Origin of the sequence: Cellulomonas fengjieae, from assembly GCF_018388465.1 — a bacterium.
In the GTDB taxonomy this organism is placed as follows: Bacteria; Actinomycetota; Actinomycetes; order Actinomycetales; family Cellulomonadaceae; genus Cellulomonas; species Cellulomonas fengjieae.
Map to the genome: position 1 here is coordinate 2,702,737 of NZ_CP074404.1, position 19,538 is coordinate 2,722,274.

Sequence of the window (19,538 nt, forward strand, 5' to 3'; positions counted from 1 at the left end):
ACGGAGGACTCGATGTCGACGCTCATCGTGGACCCGCCGTGGTTGTCCGTGGATCCGGTCGGCGAGGCCCTGCACCACCTGCGCGTCACCGGGCTCTTCTACTGCCGCACCGAGGCGGACGGTCCCTGGGCGGTCGACATGCCCGCCTTCGGCGAGTGCGTGAGCTTCCATGTGGTCACCGTCGGCGAGGCATGGGTGGAGGTCGGGGGCGCGCCGCCGGTGCGCCTGGTGCCGGGCGACCTCGCGCTCGTCCCGCACGGGCGTGGCCACCTGCTGCGCAGCGCACCGGGTGTGCCCTCGCTCGGACGGGTGGACGAGCTGCCGCAGGAGTACCTCAGCGAGCACTACTCGGTGCTGCGGCACGCCGGCACCGGCCCCCGGGCCGAGCTGATCTGCGGCGTCCTCTCGGTGGAGGGCTCCGCCTCGCGGCTGCTGCTCGACCTGCTGCCCTCCGTGGTGCACGTCGACCGCTCGAGCTCCGGGACCCTGCTGGCAGGCACGCTCGCGCTCATGGCGGGCGAGCTCGCGCAGGCCCGTCCCGGCGGCGAGGCGGTCACCACCCGGCTGGCGGACATCCTGGTCATCCAGTCGATCCGGGCGTGGCTGGACGCCCAGCAGCTCACCACCGGCTGGCTGGGTGCCCTGCGCGACCCGCAGATCGGCGCCGCGATCACCGCGGTGCACCGCGAGCCCGGCCGGCCGTGGACCGTCGCGGCGATGGCGCGCGAGGCGGCGATGTCGCGGTCGGCGTTCTCCGCACGGTTCACGCAGGTCGTCGGCGAGCCGGCGATGCAGTACGTCACCCGCTTCCGCATGCACGTCGCGGCGGACCGGCTGGGCACGGGACGGACCGTCCGGGAGGTCGCCTCCGCGCTCGGGTACGACTCCGAGGCCGCGTTCAGCCGTGCGTACAAGCGTGAGATCGGCCTCTCCCCCGGGCGGACCCGCCGTCCGCAGATCGACTCCTGAACCGGTCGTAGATCGTCCGGAACCGGCTCTACCGTCGCCCTCATGACGACGACCGAACCCTGGTACACCCCAATTGCGGCCACCGAGGTCGAGCACCTCGTTGGCTCCCTGGACCTGCTGCGCACCACGTTCCGCTGGAAGGCGGACGACCTCGACAGCGCCGGACTGGCCCATCGCATCGGCTCCTCGTCCCTCACCCTCGGCGGGCTGCTCAAGCACCTCGCCGCGGTGGAGGACACGACCTTCACGTGGAAGCTCGCGGGCCGGCACCCCGGCCCGATGTGGCGGCCCGAGACCTGGGGCGACACGGGCGCCGAGCTGCTCACGGCGGGCGACGACACGCCGGAACAGCTCTATGCGACGTGGGACGAGGCGGTCGCCCGCTCCCGCGACCGGCTCGAGGCGGCCCTGTCCGGCGGCGGCCTCGACCAGCTCGTGGAGGACAGTGACGACGCCGGAAACCACGTGAACCTGCGCCGGCTGCTGCTCGACCTCATCCAGGAGTACGGCCGCCACACCGGGCACGCCGACCTGCTCCGCGAGGACGTCGACGGGCGCGTCGGCGAGGACCCGCCGAGCGGATGGCGTCCGGCCGTCGGCGCGCGCCTCACGTGGATCCGGGACTCCTGAGTCGGGGTGGTGCCTCGGTCGCCGCGAGCATGTGGCGGCCGAGCGAGCGCACCGTCGCGTGCAGCTCGGGGCCGCCCACGACCCGGATCGGCACCGGCACGGCCGCCAGACGCTCGGCGATCCAGTACGGGTTGCTCGTCGTGCCCACCAGTCGGCACGACGAGCCGTCCACCGCCTCGAGCCGGCCCAGGTCAGGAGGCAGCCACGCCCGCGCCCGGTGCGCCGGTGCGCGGACCTCGACGACCACCTCGAACTCCCAGCCCTGCGCCAGGTGCGCCTCGAGCTCGGCCACGGGGTCCAGGCCGGCGGGCAGGCTGAACGTCTCCGCCCGGGGCTCGACGCCTCCGATCCGGTCGACGCGGAAGGCGCGACGCGCCTGCGCGCCGTGCGAGTAGCACAGCAGGTACCAGCGGCCGTGCCGGACGACGACCGCCCACGGGTCGACGACCGCCTCCCACGCGTTCCCGTTCTCGGACCGGTAGGCCAGCCGCACCCGTCGGTGCGCCGCCCGGGCCTGCACGAGGGCCGCCGCAGTGGCCGGGTCCGGCCGCAGGGCGTCGGGCCCCGGTGCAGGCGCCGTGCCGTGACGCACCGCCCGCACGGGCGCGGCCACCGACTCGGGCAACGACCGGACGACCTTGCCGAGGGCGCTGCCCACGGGAGTGCCCACGTCGTCGGCGTCATGGTGGCCGTCCAGCGCGGCCATGACGAGCGCCAACGCCTCCGCGGCCGTGAAGACCACGGGCGGCGGGCGCAGACCGCGACCGACCCGGTAGCCGCCGTACGGTCCACGCACGGAGTCGATGGGGATCTCCGCCTCGCGCAGGATGGCCACGTAGCGCCGGGCAGCCCGCTCCGAGACGCCGAGCCGCTCCGCCAGGCGCTCCGCGGTGATCCCGGGGCTGTCCTGGATGAGCTCGAGAGCGGTCAGCGCCCGAGCCGTCGGACTGCGGTCCCCCGCCATGGCTCCCCCCGCATCCGGACGCGGACCGTCCGCGACGGACCCTACGAGGGTCCGGGCCGGGAGGGAACGGCCGCCACCCGCCATGGCGTGTCCGCTCCTGCCCGGCGTAACGTCGCTCGCGCCAGGTCCAGCAGACAGCGACGGAGGGGCGAGCCCATGAGCATGATGGCGGACATGATGAAGTCGATGCCGACGCCGACGGCGGGTATGGACATGTCGATGATGCAGGAGTGCATCGAGGCGTGCTCCGCGGCCGCGATGTCGGCCACGATGTGCGCCGATGCCGACGCCGCTGAGGGCATGGGGCGCTGCGCGTCCCTGTGTACGAACACCGCCGACGTCGCCACGACGATGATGCGGATGATGATGCGCCCCGCCGGCTACGACATGGGCGTGATGACCTCGATGATGACGGCGTGCATGACGATGGGCGAGGCCTGCGCCGCCGAGTGCGCGATGCACGCCGACATGTCCGAGCACTGCCGCATCTGCGCCTCGGCGTGCACCGCGATGGTCGAGGCCTGCCGGTCGGCGATGTCCTCGATGCAGACCGCTAGCTGACCACCGGCCGGGCGGAGTACCAGGCGGGCCCCAGCGCCACCACCTCGGCGACCAGGTGGACGGCGACGGGTTCGCCGACGGCGGGTGCCGCCCGGGTCGCCAGCACGGCCACGGTGCCGCCCAGCAGGGCGACGGTGATCGTGTCGGCGTCCCGGGCGGCGACGAGCCCGTCGCGCCAGGCGCTCGGCGAGGCGGTCGCCACGGCCTCCTGGATCGGCAGCAGGTCGATACGGGTGCGGTTCAGCACGGGAGTGCTCCATCGGTTCGTCAGGCGTTGTCGGTGTGTGCGCCGCACGCAGAGGTACGGCGGGTCAGGTCCCGACCCGGACCAGGCGGCACGCCTGCGGGGAGCTCGTCAGAGCTGAGGGGACCGCGACGACGGGGTCGTCAGCGACACATTCGACACAGACACCGGCGCGTCGACGGGACGTCGACGCAGGGCACGGTGCTGACGATGGGCATGCCACGAGTCTGAGCACCGGTCCACATGCTGTCAAGGAGTCTCGGATGGCGGACGGTTGCCGCTCACGGGATCGGGCGGGAGCGCCGGGGGCGCGGTGTCGGCGCCGCAGGCCAGCGAGGTCGCGAGGTCCTGCGGGCTCGTCGTCGGCAGCTCGCACACGAACCCGCGGCAGACGTAGGCGGCGGGGGCTCCCCCGACCAGCGGCCGGTCCCTGAGCAGCGGCGGGCTCTCCGCGCCGGGCTCCCCCAGCGCGACCACGAGCCCGGGTGCCGTGGACCGCAGCGCGACGCGGTGCAGGGCATGGGTCGCCGGGTCGTCCCGGCGCCCGACGACCGCGACCTCACGGGGGCCGTCGAGGATCGCCTCGACCACCGCGAGCGCCGCTCCGGCGGCGGTCGGGAAGCGGGCCGCCAGCTGCAGCGGACCGCGCAGGGCGCGCTCGGCCGCCTCCCTGTGCCGCAGCGACCCGGTCAGCGACGCGTACGCGAGCAGGGCTGCGGCCGCCGCGGACTGCCCGGACGGCGTCGGCCCGTCCGCGGCGTCCTGCAGGACCCGGATCCGTCCGATGATCGCGTCGGTCTCGTCGTCCGCGGTGTCCCGAAGCCCGCCGTCCTGCGCGGCGAAGTGCAGCAGGACGGTCTCCAGCAGGTCCCCGGCGGCGGCGAACCACGCGGGATCCCCGGTGACCGCGCTGAGCGCCAGCAGCCCGTCCGCGACGTGCGCGTAGTCCTCGAGCACCGCCGGCGCGGCGCCGGGGACGCCGTCCCGCGAGGCCCGGACCAGCCGCACCGACCCGTCGTGGGCCCGGCGGACGTGCGTGTCCAGGAGGAACCGGGCGGCGGCCGCCGCCGCGTCCACGAGGTCCGGGCGGTCCAGGAGCGCCCCCGCCTCGGCGAGCCCGGCCACGGCCAGCCCGTTCCAGCCCGAGACCACCTTGTCGTCCCGTCCGGGGCGCGGCCGCCGTTCCCGGTCACCGAGCAGCCGCGCCCGCAGGCGGTCGAGCCGCTCCGTGTCCGCCGGGTCGGAGCGCCGCTGGAGCACCGAGGTCCCGTGCTCGAACGTGCCCTCCTCGGTCACGCCCAGCACCTCGGCCGCCCACGCGCCGTCGTCGTCGCCGAGCACGTCGCGCAGCTGCGCGGGGCTCCAGGCGTAGAAGGCGCCCTCGCGCCCCTCGCTGTCGGCGTCGAGCGACGACGCGAACGCGCCCTGCGCCGTGCGCAGCTCGTCGAGCATCCACCCCGCCGTCTCGGTGGCGACGCGGTGCGCGAGATCCGATCCGTCGGCCCGGAACGCGTGCGCGTACACCCGCAGCAGCTGCGCGTTGTCGTAGAGCATCTTCTCGAAGTGCGGCACGGTCCACGCGGCGTCGACCGAGTACCGCGCGAACCCTCCGGCCAGCTGGTCGTACATCCCGCCGCGCGCCATCGCCTCCAGGGTCGTGTCCGCCATGGCGAGCGCCGCGGCGTCCCCCGTGCGCGCGTGATGGCGCAGCAACCACTCCAGCACCATCGACGGCGGGAACTTCGGGGCTCGGCCGAACCCGCCGCGCCCTGCGTCGAACGCGGTGCCCAGGGCCGCGAGCGCACGCCCCGCCACGGCGTCGTGGTCACCGCTCGGGTCCGGTGTGGTGCCCCGCTCGGCGAGCGCGGCGGCGATCGTCGCGGCGCTCGTCTCGACCTCGTCGCGTCGCGTGGTCCACGCCGCCGCCACGCTCGCCAGCACCTGCGGGAACGACGGCATCCCCTGCACCGGGCGCGGCGGGAAGTAGGTGCCGCAGAAGAACGGCTCGCCGGTGGGCGTCGTGAACACCGTCATGGGCCAGCCGCCCGCGCCGGTCATCGCCTGCGTCGCCGCCATGTAGACCGCGTCGACGTCGGGCCGCTCCTCGCGGTCCACCTTCACGCACACGAAGTGCTCGTTCATGAACGCCGCGGTCCCGGCGTCCTCGAACGACTCGTGCGCCATGACGTGGCACCAGTGGCAGGCGGCGTACCCGACCGAGACCAGTACCGGCACGCCGCGCGCGGTCGCGTCGGCGAACGCGGCATCGCCCCACTCCACCCAGTCGACCGGGTTGTCGGCGTGCTGCTGGAGGTACGGGCTCGTGGCGGACGCGAGGCTGTTGGGCACGAACCCAGCGTCCGCCGGAACGCGCTCCGGTGCGACCGCACGCGGCCCGGCTCACTCCAGGGCGACCTCCGCCAGCACCTCGATGATGTGCTTGTACGGCTTGCCCGTGGCCCGGGTCATCCCGAGCTCGCACGTCCGGTTGCACGAGGCGTGCTCCTCGGCGTCGCCCGCGAGGACGTCGGCGGCCTCCCCCGCGGTGGCCGACGCCGTGAGCTCGGGGTGCAGCATGCCGCGGTCGCCCGCGTAGCCGCAGCATCCCCAGCGCTCGGCGACCTGCACCTCCTCGGCGACCGCGGAGGCCACCAGCTCGAGCGCCTCGTTGATGCCCATGCGGGTGGTCGAGCACGTCGGGTGCAGCGCGAGCGACGCCTTCTTGGCGTACGTGCCCAGGTGGGGCACCACGCGGGTCGCGACGAACGCGACGGCGTCCATCACCACGAGCGGCGCGCCGCCGTCCTTCGTCGAGCCCTTGGCGACCGCTTGGAGCAGGCCCTCGGTGCAGGACGCCGCGTCGCAGACGATCGGCAGGGCGCCGTCGCGGGTCGCGTCCCGCAGCGCGGCGAGCGTGCGGTCGCGCATCGTCTTCTCCCCGGCGGTCATGCCCTTGGACGACCACGGCGTGCCGCAGCACAGCCCGTCGATCCCCTCGGGGACCAGCAGGGCCACCCCGGCCTTGGCGCACAGCTCCTCGAACGAGGCCTGGACGCCGGGCGAGCCGTCGACCGGGCCGAACATCGACTGCACGCACGCCGGGAAGTAGACCGCTTCGGGCTCGGTCGTCGGTGCGGGCCGGGCACGTCGCGGCCCACCGCCGGGCAGCTCCGCGGAGTACAGCGGCACGTTGTCCGTGCCGAGAGCCGCCCGCGCCAGGTGGTCGGGCGGCAGGACCAGCGGCGTGGGCACCACCTTGAGGGTGCTGAGCGCGGCGCCGGCCACGCGGGTGGTGCCCGCCCAGTGCTTCGCCGCCACCCCCCAGACGGCCTTCGGGACGGGTGCCGCGTTCTGCGCCCGCAGCTTCTTGATCATGACGCCGGTGTCGATGCCGACCGGGCAGGCGGTCTTGCACATGCCGTCCACGGCACACGTATGGATGCCGTCGTACTGGTAGTCCTTCTCGAGGGACGCCACGAGAGCGGTGTCCCCCGCGATCCGCGCCTGCTCGATCGCGCGGAGCACGACGATCCGCTGGCGCGGCGTCATCGTGATGTTCCGGCTGGGGCAGACCGGCTCGCAGTACCCGCACGTCACGCAGCGGTCGATCTCCGGCGCCACGGCGGGCGCGGACTTGATGTTCTGCAGGTGCGCCGTCGGGTCGTCGTCGAGCAGGACACCCGGGTTCAGCATCCCCCGCGGGTCGACGACCGCCTTGATGCCCCGCATGACGTCGTAGATCTCGTCGCCGTACTGCCGACGCACGTACGGCGCCATGACCCGCCCGGTGCCGTGCTCGGCCTTGAGCGAGCCCCCCTCGCCGAGCACCAGGTCGACCATGTCCTCGGTGAAGTCGCTGTACCGCTCGAGGTCCGCGGGGTCGGTGAACCCGCTGGTCAGCATGAAGTGGATGTTGCCGTCCTTCGCGTGCCCGAAGATCACGGCGTCGTGGTAGTCGTACTTGGCGAACAGGTCGATCAGGTCGGTGCACGTGCGACCGAGCGCCGGAACCGGCACGACGACGTCCTCCAGGACGGCGGTCGTCCCCGCGGCCCGGGCCCCGGCGACGGCCGCGTACAGCCCCTTGCGCAGGCGCCAGAGCCGGCTGCGCTCGCGCACCTCGCTGGTGAACCGGGCCGGCGCGGACAGCGGCAGGTCCGCGACCAGGCGCATCCCCACCGCGTGCGCGTCGGCGAGCCCAGCGGCGTCGTCCGCCTGGTACTCGACGAGCAGCGCGGCGTGGTCACGCACCTCGAGGCCCGCCACCACGGCCGGGCAGCCCGACAGGCCCTGGCCGACGCGCAGGGACAGCGCGTCCATGAGCTCGACCGTCGCAGCCCCGGTCTCCACCAGGGCGGGCAGGGCGGTGTTCGCGGCCAGGAGGTCGTCGAACACCAGCAGCGCCGTGGTCACGTCGGTCCGCCGCGGGACCGTGCGGAACACGGCCTCGGCGACGAAGCCGAGTGTCCCCTCGGAGCCGACGATGAGGTGCGCCAGCATGTCGACCGGCCGGTCGAAGTCGAGCAGCGAGTTCACCCCGTAGCCCATCGTGTTCTTCATCGAGAACTGCTGGCGCACCCGTGCCACGGAGGCGGGATCGCGGCGCAAGCGGGTCGCCAGCGTCAGCAGCCCGTCGTGGATCTCCGGCTCGAGGGCACGCAGGCGCTGGTCGGCGTCGAGCTGGCCGGTGTCCAGCACCGTGCCGCTCGGCAGCACCACGGTGAGGGACTCGAGGGTCTGGTAGGCGTTCTGGACGGTCCCGCACTCCATGCCCGAGGAGTTGTTGGCCACGACGCCGCCGATGGTGCAGGCACCCTCCGAGGCCGGGTCCGGGCCGAACTTGCGGCCGTAGGGGGCCAGCCGCGCGTTCAGCGCACGGACCGTGACGCCGGGCTGCACGCGCACGCGCAGCCCGCCGTCGAGCACCTCGATGTCCTTGAAGTTGCGCCGGACGTCGACCATGATCCCGTCGGTCTGCGCCTGGCCGGACAGGCTCGTGCCGCCGGAGCGGAACGCCAACGGCACGCCCTGCGCCGCGCTGACCTGCAGGAGCCGCGACACGTCGCCGGCGTCCCGGGCGACCACCAGGGCCGACGGGATGAGCAGGAAGTGCGACGCGTCGTGGGCGTGGGCGTGCAGGTCGAGCGGACGGGTCCGGACCTGCTCCGGGTCGCCGACGGCGACCCGGAGCGCGTCCAGGGTGGCCGTGCTGGCGCGGTCGGCGGTCACGGCACCATCCAGCCCAGGACGGGGGTGGACTGCAGCACGACGAGGGCGGTCACGAAGACCAGCAGGCCCAGGCTCCAGCCGACCAGCCGCCGGAACAACGTGGACTCCGCCCCGGCCAGCCCCACCGCGGCGGCGGCGACGGCCAGGTTCTGCAGCGAGAGCATCTTGCCGAGCACGCCCGCCGACGAGTTCGTCGCGGCCATCAGCACCGGCGACAGGCCGGTCTGCTCCGCGGCGGTCACCTGCAGCTGGCCGAACAGCGAGTTGGACGAGGTGTCGGAGCCCGTCAGCGCGACGCCGATCCACCCGATCAGCGGGGAGAGGAAGGCGAAGAAGCCACCGGCCGAGGCGAGGGCGAACCCGAGGCTCGTCGTCTGGCCGGACAGGTTCATCACGAAGGACAGGCCGAGCACGGCGGTGACGGTCAGGATCGTCCACCGCAGCTGGTGGACGGTGTCCTTGTAGATGGCGAGCCCGCGCGAGAACGGGATCCTGTAGAGCGCCATCGTCGCGATGCCGGAGAAGAGCAGCAGGGTCCCGGTCGCCTTGAGGTGGTCGAGCTTGAAGTTCTGCGCACCGACGGGCTCACCCGCGGAGTCGACGACGTCCAGCCCGGGCCAGCGGAACGTCACGCTGCCGACCTCGGTCAGCCAGTGCTTGATCCCCGGGATCTGCGCGAGCGAGAAGATGGCCATGATGATCAGGTAGGGCGCGATCGCCATCCAGACCTCGCGGGTGGACGGGCGCTCCTGCGCGCCGTCGCCACCCCCGGTGCGCGGCAGCGTCGTGGTGGTCGTGGTGGTCGTGGTGGTCGTGGTGGTCGTGGTCGGACCGCCGACGGCGGACGCGCCGCCCTGAGCGGCGGCACCCTGCTCGGCGACGGCCTCGTCGTCGTCGCCGGTCACGGTGGTGCTGGGCTGCCAGAAGCGGAGCATGACGAGCACGGCGACGACCGTCAGGACGGCGGCGACCACGTCGGTGAGCTCGACGGCGAAGAAGTTGGACGTGACGAACTGCGCCCCGCCGAAGACGAGACCGGCGACCAGCGCCACGGGCCACGTCTGACGCACGCCGCGGCGGCCGTCGACGAGGAACACGAGCACGAGCGGGACGATCAGCGCGATGAACGGCGTCTGGCGGCCGGCCATCGAGGACAGCTGGTCGATCGGCAGGCCGGTCACCCCGTTGAGCGCGATGATCGGCGCCGCCATGGCACCGAACGCCACCGGCGCGGTGTTGGCCAGCAGCGACACCATGGCCGACTTGAGCGGCTTCATGCCCGCCGCCATGAGCATCGCCGCGGAGATGGCCACCGGGGCGCCGAAGCCGGCGAGCGACTCCAGCAGGGCCCCGAAGCAGAACGCGATGAGGATGGACAGGATCCGCAGGTCGTCGCTGACGGAGCGGATCGTGCGCCCGAGCACCTCGAACCACCTGGTCTCCACCGTGAGCTTGTAGATCCACATGGCGTTCACCAGGATCCACAGGATGGGGAACAGCCCGTAGAACATGCCCTCCGCGGTGCCGCTGAGCGCCTGGACCACCGGCATCTTCCACACCACGACGGCGAGGAGCAGCGAGAGCCCGAGACCCGCGAGGGCGGCCTGCCAGGCCTTGGCGCGGAACACGCCGAGGAGCACGAACAGCAGCAGCAGCGGCAGCGCCGCGAGCACCGCCGAGAGAGCGACGGACCCCCCGAAGGGATCCAGGATCTGCTCGAACATCGGAACAACCTCCACGCTGAGGTCGCGCACCCGCGCGCACGCCGCTGGGGCCGTGCGGGAGTGCGAGAGAAGTGATCTGGGGACGTGCGCGACGCCGATCCCCCCGGCCGGCACCGACGCGGGCCGGTGGGAACCGGCCCGCTCCCGCCCGGTCCGGGCGTCCGCACCAGCGGCTTCGTTGCCGCGGGTCGGTGCGCCCTGGTGCACGTGCAGTGCACTCAGGTAACCAGCGCGACGAGGCCGATCACTGGGCCCTTGGTCCCGGGTGGAGGGCCCCGGTGGCCGCGGCCCGGTCGGCGCCCCGACCCGCGAACGCGCAAAGCCCGGACCAAGGTCACGTCAACGGGAGTCAGGACGCACAGGTTCACGCGGGACAATCGGACCACGTACCGGGCAAGAGGAGGGTGCACATGTCACGTACGCATCTGGTGACGGGATCAGCTTCCGGCGTGGGCGCGGCGGTGGCGCAGGCTCTGCGGGCCCGCGGTGACCGGGTGGTCGGCATCGACCTGCGCGACGCCGACATCACGGCCGACCTGGGCACGCCCGAGGGGCGGGCCGGCGCCGTGGAGTCGGCCGTCGCGGCCACCGGCGGGACCGTGGACAGCGTGATCGCCTGCGCAGGCATCTCGGCCCCGAAGCCGCTCACGGTCGCCGTGAACTACTTCGGTGTGGTCGACGTCCTGACCGGGCTGCTGCCCGCGCTGCGGCGGTCGACCGCCCCGCGGGCCGCCGTCGTGTCCTCCATGGCGACGCTCCAGCGCAACTCGCCCGACCTGGTCGACGCGTGCCTCGCCCACGACGAGGAGCGCGCACTGACCATCGCGGCGGGCCTCGCGGAGCAGGGGCCTGGTGTCGGCTACCTGGCCTACCCGTCCTCCAAGCGGGCGCTGTCCCGCTGGGTCCGTCGGGAGTCGATCACCGCGGACTGGGCCGGCGCGGGCATCGCCCTCAACGCGGTCGCTCCCGCCACGATCCTCACGCCGATGACCCGCGAGCTGCTCGCCGCGCCGGAGTCGGTCGCGATGGTCGACAAGGCCGTCCCGATGCCGCTGAACTACCACCAGAGCCCCGAGTCGGTCGCGGAGCTGCTGGTCTGGCTCACGAGCGAGGTCAACACCCACGTGACCGGCCAGACGATCTACTGCGACGGCGGCGCCGACGCCTCGCTGCGCGGCGACGACGTCTGGGGCTGGGCCGACCCCGCCTGACGCGACGCCCTCGAGGGGGTACGGCGTCATCCTTGCGGCGTACCCCGCAGCGCACCGGAGATGGTCCCTGCGGGCGTCCCGGCGACACCCTGCCGGCTCCTACGTTCGGGTCACACCGAACGAGGAGGACGCATGATCGAGGCCAACGGCCTGACCAAGCGGTACGGCAGCCGGAACGTCGTGGACGGGATGAGCTTCACCGTCCAGCCGGGGAAGATCACGGGGTTCCTGGGCCCCAACGGCGCGGGCAAGTCCACGACGATGCGCATGGTGGTCGGGCTCGACCGGCCGACCGGCGGGACCGTGACAGTCAACGGCCGCCGGTACGCACAGCACCGCGCGCCGCTGGCGGAGGTGGGCGTGCTGCTCGACGCCAAGGCCGTGCACGGTGGCCGGTCCGCCCGGGAGCACCTCGTGGCGCTGGCCACCACCCACGGCATCGGGCGGCGCCGCGTCGACGAGGTCGTCGAGCTGACCGGGCTGACGTCGGTCGCCCGCGTCCGGGCGGGGAAGTTCTCGCTCGGCATGGGCCAGCGCCTCGGCATCGCGGCCGCGCTCCTGGGTGACCCGCAGACGCTGATCCTCGACGAGCCGGTCAACGGGCTCGACCCCGAGGGCGTGCTGTGGGTCCGCACCCTGCTGCGTGGGCTCGCCGCCGAGGGGCGGACGGTCTTCCTGTCGTCGCACCTCATGTCCGAGATGGCCCTCACCGCCGACCACCTCATCGTCGTGGGCCGCGGCCAGGTGATCGCCGACGCACCCGTCGACGAGATCGTGTCCCGCGTGCGCACGTCGACCGTGCGCGTCCGCACCCCCGACGCCGCGCGCCTCGCCGCGCTGCTGTCCCGCGAGGCCGGCGTCGAGCTCGCGTCCACCGGCGCCGACCTGCTCGACGTCACGGGCAGCACCGCCCCCGCGATCGCGACGCTCGCCGCGGGCGCCGGGATCGTGCTCTACGAGCTCGCCCCGGTGCAGGCCTCCCTCGAGGACGCCTACATGCAGCTCACGGAGCACGCGGTCGAGTACCGCGCGACCCCTCCCGACGCGCCCACCGCCACCTCGACCTCGACCTCAGGAGCCCACCGATGACCACGGCAGCCACGCTCGTCCGCACCCCCACCGCCGTGCAGCCGGTGACGTTCGGCCGGCTGGTGGCCGCCGAGTGGGTCAAGTTCCGCTCGCTGCGCTCGAGCTGGTGGGCGCTCGCGCTCGCCGTCGCGTTCTTCCCGATGTTCGCGGCCATGCGCAGCTCGAGCATCGCCCAGATCGCCGACGAGGCCCCCGCCGGGGCCTTCGTCGGGCCGGTCTACGTGACGTCGGGGCTCATGCTCGCGCAGCTCGTCCTGTGCGGCCTGGGCGTCGTGGTGGTCACCGCCGAGTACCGCACCGGCCAGATCCGCTCGACGCTCGTGGCCGCGCCCACCCGCCTGCCCGTGCTGTGGGCCAAGCTGCTGGTCGTCGTCGCGGTGGCGCTCGCCACCGGGCTGGTCGGAGCCGTGACGGGGTGGGTCGCCGCCGCGCCGTGGTTCGAGGCCGCCGGCATGAGCGTCGACCTGTCCCAGCCCGAGCACGTGCGGCTCATGCTCGGTGTCCCCCTGTACCTGGCCGCCATGGCGGCACTCGCGTACGGCATCGGCGCGGTCCTGCGCAGCTCGGCCGCGGGCATCGCGACCGTGCTGGGGCTCGTGTTCGTGGTCGAGCCCGCGTTCTCCTACATCCCGTGGCAACCGTTGCAGAGCCTCGCCGCCTACCTGCCCAGCGCCGCCGGCGCGCGGCTGGTCACGGCCGACGCCATGGGGTCGGTCATGTCCGGCTCGCAGAGCACGATGCTCGGCCCCTGGGCCGGGTACGCGGTCCTGCTCGGCTGGGTCGCCGCCGTCCTCGTGGTCGCCGCCGTGCTGCTCCGGCGCCGTGATGCGTGACCTGCGGTGCGAGGATGCGCCGGTGACTCTCGAGCCCGGCGCACCCCGCGACGCGCCCCGCCCCGCGGCCGTGGCCGCGGCGGCGGGGCGCGTCGGCGCGCACGTCGGACGGTTCCTGCGCCGACCGGCCGTCGCGCACGTGCTCGTCGTGGGCGGCTTCACCGCCTGGGCCCTGCTGATGGGGCTCGGCGCCGACTCGATGTACTGGTTGTCCGAGCACCTCGACAGCGCGCAGGTGCTGCGGATGCAGCTCGCGTGCGTCGTCCTGACCGCCGCGGGCGCGACGGCGCTGTGCTGGCGGCGCAGCCGCCCGGTCGTCGTCGCCGCGGCCGTGGGTACCCTCGCGATCGCCTCGCTGCTGGCGACCGGCGCGACCAACGGGTTCGAGATCGGCCTCGCGATCGCCCTGTGCTCCGTCGCCGTCGCGCGTCCCGTGCGCGACGTGTGGCTCACGGCCGCGGCCGTGGTGCTGCCCGTGGCGCTCGTCGCGTGGGCCGCTCCGCTCGTCCGCGTGCTCGGCACCCGGGTGATCGGCAGGGACCCCGGCGACCCGGCCGCGCTGCGCTCCCCCCTGCTGCCCGGTGCCCTGGCCGACGCCGTCACGCCCGCGTGGCTGGTGACGGTGGTGCCCGTCGTCGTCCTCGTGCTGCTCGGGATCGCGTGCGGCACCCTCCTGCGCAACCGGCGCCTGCGGCTCGCGGCGCTCGCCGAGGCCGCGCAGGCACGCGCCGCCGAGCAGGAGCAACGCGCTCGCCTCACCCAGGCCGACGAGCGCGCCCGTGTCGCGCGCGAGATGCACGACGTCGTCGCACACTCCATCACCGTCATGGTCGCCCTCGGCGGGGGCGCCGCCGCGGCGCTCGACCGGGCACCGGACCAGTCGCGCCTGGCCCTCAAGGAGCTCGTCGAGACCGGCCGCACCGCGCTGGACGACGTGCGCCGGATCCTCGGAGTACTGCACGCCGCCGAGGACGCCGCCGAGGACGCCGCCGGAACGCCGGGCGGAACGGCCGAGCGCTCCTCCGACAGCTCGTCCGAGCCTGCTCCGATGGAGCCGCAGCCGGGCACCACCGACCTGCCCCGCCTGGTCGAGCGCTTCCGCACCGCGGGGCTGCCGGTACGCACGCGCGGCCTCGCCGTCACCGGGCTGGACGGCCCCGCCTGCCTCGACGCGACCGCACAGCTCGCCGTCTTCCGGATCGTGCAGGAGTCGCTCACCAACGCGCTGCGGCACGCCCCCGGCACGGCAGGCGTCGACGTGGAGGTCCGGCGGGCGCCCGGCGCCGTCGAGGTGGTCGTCACGGACCAGGGCCCCGGCCAGGACGTCGCTCCCACCCCGGGGACCCGACGCGGGATCGTGGGCATGACCGAGCGCGTCGCCGCGTTCGGCGGCACGGTCGAGGCCGGCCCGTACGGTCCGGGCTGGCGCGTGCGCGCGCAGATCCCGCAGCCGAATGACGAAGGAGAGGCATGACCCGCGTCCTGCTGGTCGACGACCAGGCGCTCATCCGGATGGGCTTCCGGCTGCTGCTGAGCAGCACGGACGACCTCGAGGTGGTCGGCGAGGCCCAGGACGGCCAGGCCGCGGTCGAGCAGGTCGCGGCGCTGCGTCCCGACGTCGTGCTCATGGACGTGCGCATGCCCGGCGTCAACGGGATCGACGCCACCCGACGCATCGTCGAGACGCACCCCGAGACGCGCGTGCTGGTCCTGACGACCTTCGACCTGGACGAGTACGCGTTCGCCGCCCTGCGCGCCGGCGCGAGCGGCTTCCTCCTCAAGGACGCCGCCCCCGACGAGCTCGCCGCCGCCGTGCGGACGGTCGCCTCCGGGGACGCCGTCGTGTCGGCCCGCATCACCCGCCGGATGCTGGAGCTCTTCTCCGAGCACCTCCCGGCCGGGGACGCGCAGGCCGACGCGGACGCGGTGCACCCGCGGCTGGCGCCCCTGACGCCCCGTGAGGTGGAGGTGCTGCGCGAGATCGCCGAAGGCCTGTCCAACGCCGAGATCGCCGGCCGGCTGTTCCTGTCCGAGGCGACGGTCAAGACGCACGTGGGCAGGGTGCTCGCCAAGCTGGGTGTCCGCGACCGCGTGCAGGCGGTCGTGGTGGCCTACGAGACGGGGCTGGTCCGCGCGGGCGGGTGAGCCGACGGCGCTGGACCGCCGCGAGGCTCCCCGCCCGGCGCGTGGCTCACTGCTCCAGCGACCGCGCCGACAGCTGCCCCACTACGACCTGCTCCTCGATCGTCGCGAGGGCGTAGGCACCGTAGGTGCACCCGACGAACCAGCCGGCGTGCGTCGTGCCGAGGTGCGCGACGTCCAGCGCCGTGACCTGGGTCTGCGCCGCACCGGACGGCTGCCACAGGACCTCGGCCCGCCGCCCGCCGATCCGCACCGAGAGGGTGCCCTGCCCGGCCACCGGCGACCGCGTCACCACCGCTGCCGCTCCGTCGACGCACTGAGTGACCACGAGCTCGACCGTGCCGTCGTCGCCCGCTCGCACGCCGGCGCTGACCCACTGCGTCGAGGACTGCCGCACGGCGAGACCCACCTCGCGCTCGGGCGACGCGGTGACCCACGGCCCCACGTCCGCGAGCGCCAGCGACACCTCCGCGGCCAGGTGGCGCAGCCTGCGACCGAGGAACGCGGGCTCGCTCGCCGCCAGCCCCGCTCCGGCACGCAGGGTCACGTCTCCGCCTGCACCGGTCCCGGCGGCGACCGCCGCAGGCGGGCGCCGGACCGCGAGCCACGGCTCCCCCGCACCAGCCTGCCGCGTGACGCCCGACGGGCCCCCCGGCTCGGGGACCAGCGTGGCGGTGCCGGGCGCGAAGACGGGCCAGTCGTCGTGCCACTGCACCGGCAGCAGGAACGTCTCGCGGCCGAGCAGGTCGACGCCGTCGGCGAGCCGCGACGCCAGGCACAGCGCCCACCAGGTGCCGTCGGGTGCCTCGACGAGGTCGGCGTGCCCGACGTTCACGACCACCGACTGCGGGCCGAGCGTGCGGTGCGTCAGGACGGGGTTGTCGGTGCACGCCTCGAACGGGCCCGTGGGCGACAGCGCCCGAGCGACCGTCACGGCGTGGTGGCGACCGGTGCCGCCCTCGGCAGCGAGGAGATAGACGTACTGGCCACGCCGGTACAGGTGCGGCCCCTCCGTCCACTCCGAACCGATCAGCGCACCGTTCCAGATCGCCACCTCGGGGCCGACCAGCTCGAGGGTCGCCGGGTCCACCTCGCGGACCCAGACCTCTCCCTCGTTCGGCCACTGCGGCACGTGCGCCCCGCGTGCACCGTGCGCCCAGATCCGGCCGTCGTCGTCGAGGAGCAGCGACGGGTCGACGCCCTCGCTCTCCGGCCACCAGACGGGCTGGGACCACGGACCCGCGGCGTCCTGCGCGGTCACGACGAAGTTCCCGCCCTGCCGGCCGGGGCCGGCGAGGTGCGTGCACACGACCAGGAAGCGCGTGCCGTCGTGGCGGATCGTGGGCGCGTACAGGCCTCCCGAGTCCCGGACGTCCGTGTAGTCCAGCTGATCGGTGATCACGTGGCCCACGTGCTCCCAGCTGACCAGGTCGCGGGAGCGGTGCACGGGGATCCCGGGCAGGTACTCGAACGTCGAGTTGACGACGTAGTACCAGGTCCCGTCGGGGCCGTCGACCCGGCAGACCGACGGGTCGGGGTGGAAGCCGGGCAGGACCGGGTTCGAGGCGTCCCGCCAGGCCGACAGGTCGGTCACGACGCTCCGGTTCACGGGTGCGTGCCGATGCTCAGCGTGACCTCGCCGGCCGCCGACGCGACGGGCTCGCCGAGCGCACCGAGCGCGACGGACCAGCCGGCGACGGCGTCCTGGCTCGTCACGGTGACCTGCGACCCGGTGCGCACGACGCGGAAGGACGCCGCCGCGCCGGTGCCGCCGAGCACGCTCGTCACGGCGTCGTAGCCGTCGGGGAGCTCGAACAGACGCAGCGTGACCCCGTCGGCCCAGGCCGACTCCGGCCCGGTCTCGTCGGCGCCGATCGGCAGCACGGTCCCCGGCCGCACGTACAGCGGCAGCGAGTCGAAGCCGTGCTTCTCCTGGCGCCAGCCGCTGCCCGCGACGACCTCGCCGGTGAGCAGGTGGGTCCACCGACCCTGCGGCAGGTAGACGGTGGTGTCCTGGCCCGCCGAGAAGACGGGGGCGACGAGCAGTGCGTCACCGAGCATGTACTGGCTGCCCAGGCCGGCCACGCCCCGGTCGCCGGGGAACTCCAGCGCCATCGCGCGCATCACCGGGACGCCCGTCGTGCTCGCCTCCTCACCGAGGCCCGCGAGGTACGGCATCAGCCGCATCTTCAGGCGGGTGAAGGCGCGGGTCACGTCCACGGCCTCGTCGTCGAAGGCCCACGGGACCCGGTACGAGTTCGACCCGTGCAGGCGGGAGTGGGACGACAGCAGGCCGAAGGCGACCCAGCGCTTGAACACCGCCGGGTCAGGGGTGCCCTCGAACCCGCCGATGTCGTGGCTCCAGAACCCGAAGCCGCTCATGCCCAGCGAGAGGCCGCCGCGCAGGGACTCGGCCATCGCCACGAAGGTCGACTCGCAGTCACCGCCCCAGTGCACGGGGAACTGCTGGCCGCCGGCGGTCGCCGAGCGCGCGAAGAGCACCGCGTCGCCCTCGCCGCGCTCGGTCTCCAGGAGCTCGAAGACGACCTTGTTGTAGAGCTGCGTGTAGTAGTTGTGCATCCGCTGCGGGTCGCTGCCGTCGTGCCACACGACGTCCGTGGGGATGCGCTCGCCGAAGTCCGTCTTGAAGCAGTCGACGCCGTCGTCCAGCAGCGCCTTGAGCTTGCCCTGGTACCACGCCACCGCGGCGGGGTTGGTGAAGTCGACCAGCGCCATGCCGGCCTGCCACTTGTCCCACTGCCACACGCTGCCGTCGGCGCGCCGCACCAGGTAGCCCAGCGCCCGCCCCTCCTCGAAGAGGTAGCTGCGCTGCGCGATGTAGGGGTTGATCCACACGCAGATCCGCAGGCCCCTGGCCTTCAGCCGGGTGAGCATGCCCTGCGGGTCGGGGAACATCGCCGGGTCCCACAGGAAGTCCGACCAGTGGAACTGCCGCATCCAGAAGCAGTCGAAGTGGAACACCGACAGGGGGAGGTCGCGCTCCGCCATGCCGCTGACGAACGACGTGACCGTCTGCTCGTCGTAGCTGGTGGTGAACGAGGTGGACAGCCAGAGCCCGTAGCTCCAGGCCGGGACGCGCGCGGGGCGGCCCGTCAGCGCGGTGTAGCGCTCGAGGATCTCCTTGGGCGTGGCGCCGTAGACGACGTAGTACTGCAGCTCGGAGCCCGCGACGGAGAACTGCGAGCGGGAGACGACCTCGGTCCCGATCTCGAACGACACGTGCTCCGGGTGCGCGACGAAGAGCCCGTAGCCGGCGTCGGACAGGTAGAAGGGGACGTTCTTGTACGCCTGCTCGGAGGCGGTGCCGCCGTCCTCGTTCCAGATGTCCACGCTCTGGCCGTTCTTGGCGAACGTCCCGAACCGCTCACCGAGGCCGTAGATGGTCTCGTTGACGCCCATCGTCAGCTGCTCGCGCACGAACCGGCCGTCCGGCGTGCTGAGGATCCCGACGCTGTGGTGCGTCGAGGTGGTCAGGACGCGCCCGTCGTCGGAGACGAGCTCCATCCGCCAGGGCCCCTCGGTGGCGACCCGCGCCGTGAGCCGGCCCGAGGTGTACGTGGCCGGCCCCTTGCCGGGCGCCTCGGGCAGCTCCACGACGACGTCGTGCTCCGCCCGGGCGAGTGCGAAGTGCGGGCCGGGGTCGACGGCGCCGAGGTGGTGGGAGATGCGCACACCGATCACGTCGGGGACGGGCGACGTGAGGCGGATCGTGATCAGCGGCTGGTTGAGCGTGTCGCCGCGGGAGTCGATCCGCGCGGTCGGCGCGTACGCGAGCAGGTCGTCACCCTCACGGACGATGTCCTCGACGTCACGCGGACGCAGCAGGTCCACTCCGGGACGCAGCTGCCAGTAGCCGTCGGTGAACTTCATCGTGCCTCCATGAGAATGAGAGTCCGCTGCGCCCGGGGTGCCGGGCGCATC

At 73.7% G+C, this 19,538-nt stretch carries 15 protein-coding genes; 8 read left to right on the top strand and 7 right to left on the bottom strand.

The features are described 5' to 3' along the window. The first annotated feature begins 12 nt into the window (after nt 1–12). Both KG102_RS12425 and KG102_RS12430 read left to right on the top strand, forming a co-directional pair. Nucleotides 13–969 (top strand): AraC family transcriptional regulator, encoded by a 957-nt coding sequence (locus KG102_RS12425; protein WP_208288571.1) that lies wholly within the window; start codon nt 13–15, stop codon nt 967–969. 42 nt (nt 970–1,011) lie between these two features. Further along, a complete protein-coding gene (locus tag KG102_RS12430; protein WP_208288568.1) occupies nt 1,012–1,599 on the top strand; it encodes a mycothiol transferase in 588 nt (195 codons plus the stop codon). On the opposite strand, the gene KG102_RS12435 is transcribed toward KG102_RS12430, so the two are convergent. Further along, nucleotides 1,577–2,563, bottom strand: a complete 987-nt coding sequence (locus KG102_RS12435) for a helix-turn-helix transcriptional regulator (protein WP_208288566.1) — start codon at nt 2,561–2,563, stop codon at nt 1,577–1,579. The two genes, KG102_RS12430 and KG102_RS12435, sit on opposite strands and share 23 nt — an antisense overlap. Before the next feature lie 156 nt (nt 2,564–2,719). Here KG102_RS12435 and KG102_RS12440 point away from each other — a divergent pair, with 156 nt between their 5' ends. Then, nucleotides 2,720–3,124 carry an aldehyde dehydrogenase gene (locus KG102_RS12440; protein WP_243883902.1) on the top strand — a complete coding sequence of 135 codons (405 nt, stop codon included), beginning with the start codon at nt 2,720–2,722 and terminating at the stop codon, nt 3,122–3,124. Here KG102_RS12440 and KG102_RS12445 read toward each other — a convergent pair. From KG102_RS12445 to KG102_RS12460, 4 genes are all read right to left on the bottom strand, one after another. Continuing rightward, nucleotides 3,117–3,371, bottom strand: a complete 255-nt coding sequence (locus tag KG102_RS12445; protein ID WP_249667307.1) for a nuclease — start codon at nt 3,369–3,371, stop codon at nt 3,117–3,119. The two genes, KG102_RS12440 and KG102_RS12445, sit on opposite strands and share 8 nt — an antisense overlap. A 246-nt stretch (nt 3,372–3,617) precedes the next feature. Then, nucleotides 3,618–5,717, bottom strand: coding sequence for a thioredoxin domain-containing protein (locus KG102_RS12450; protein ID WP_208288564.1), 2,100 nt, complete (start codon nt 5,715–5,717; stop codon nt 3,618–3,620). A gap of 51 nt (nt 5,718–5,768) precedes the next feature. Next, nucleotides 5,769–8,597: an FAD-binding and (Fe-S)-binding domain-containing protein gene (locus KG102_RS12455; protein WP_249667308.1), complete on the bottom strand. Its 2,829-nt coding sequence runs from the start codon at nt 8,595–8,597 to the stop codon at nt 5,769–5,771. Further along, nucleotides 8,594–10,321, bottom strand: coding sequence for an L-lactate permease (locus tag KG102_RS12460; protein WP_208288562.1), 1,728 nt, complete (start codon nt 10,319–10,321; stop codon nt 8,594–8,596). Before KG102_RS12460 ends, KG102_RS12455 begins: the two co-directional genes overlap by 4 nt. A 410-nt stretch (nt 10,322–10,731) precedes the next feature. Here KG102_RS12460 and KG102_RS12465 point away from each other — a divergent pair, with 410 nt between their 5' ends. The 5 genes from KG102_RS12465 (at nt 10,732) to KG102_RS12485 (ending at nt 15,599) form a co-directional block, all read left to right on the top strand. Continuing rightward, the gene (locus KG102_RS12465) at nt 10,732–11,532 is read left to right on the top strand and encodes an SDR family oxidoreductase (protein WP_208288560.1); all 801 of its coding nucleotides are present in this window, start codon (nt 10,732–10,734) and stop codon (nt 11,530–11,532) included. A gap of 132 nt (nt 11,533–11,664) precedes the next feature. Next, complete coding sequence (locus KG102_RS12470) at nt 11,665–12,621, top strand: ABC transporter ATP-binding protein (RefSeq protein ID WP_208288559.1); 957 nt, start codon at nt 11,665–11,667, stop codon at nt 12,619–12,621. After that, nucleotides 12,618–13,454, top strand: a complete 837-nt coding sequence (locus tag KG102_RS12475; protein ID WP_208211873.1) for an ABC transporter permease subunit — start codon at nt 12,618–12,620, stop codon at nt 13,452–13,454. Before KG102_RS12470 ends, KG102_RS12475 begins: the two co-directional genes overlap by 4 nt. Nucleotides 13,455–13,476: 22 nt before the next feature. Beyond that, entirely contained in the window at nt 13,477–14,928 is a 1,452-nt protein-coding gene (locus KG102_RS12480; protein ID WP_208288557.1) for a sensor histidine kinase, read from the top strand. Then, nucleotides 14,925–15,599 carry a response regulator gene (locus KG102_RS12485; protein WP_208288555.1) on the top strand — a complete coding sequence of 225 codons (675 nt, stop codon included), beginning with the start codon at nt 14,925–14,927 and terminating at the stop codon, nt 15,597–15,599. The genes KG102_RS12480 and KG102_RS12485 overlap by 4 nt, the downstream gene beginning before the upstream one ends. A 46-nt stretch (nt 15,600–15,645) precedes the next feature. Here the strand turns inward: KG102_RS12485 and KG102_RS12490 are convergent, their stop codons facing one another. After that, nucleotides 15,646–17,190 (bottom strand): glycoside hydrolase family 43 protein, encoded by a 1,545-nt coding sequence (locus tag KG102_RS12490; protein ID WP_208288552.1) that lies wholly within the window; start codon nt 17,188–17,190, stop codon nt 15,646–15,648. An 11-nt stretch (nt 17,191–17,201) separates the two neighbouring features. After that, a complete protein-coding gene (yicI, locus tag KG102_RS12495; protein ID WP_208288549.1) occupies nt 17,202–19,487 on the bottom strand; it encodes an alpha-xylosidase in 2,286 nt (761 codons plus the stop codon). Nucleotides 19,488–19,538: the final 51 nt, after the last annotated feature.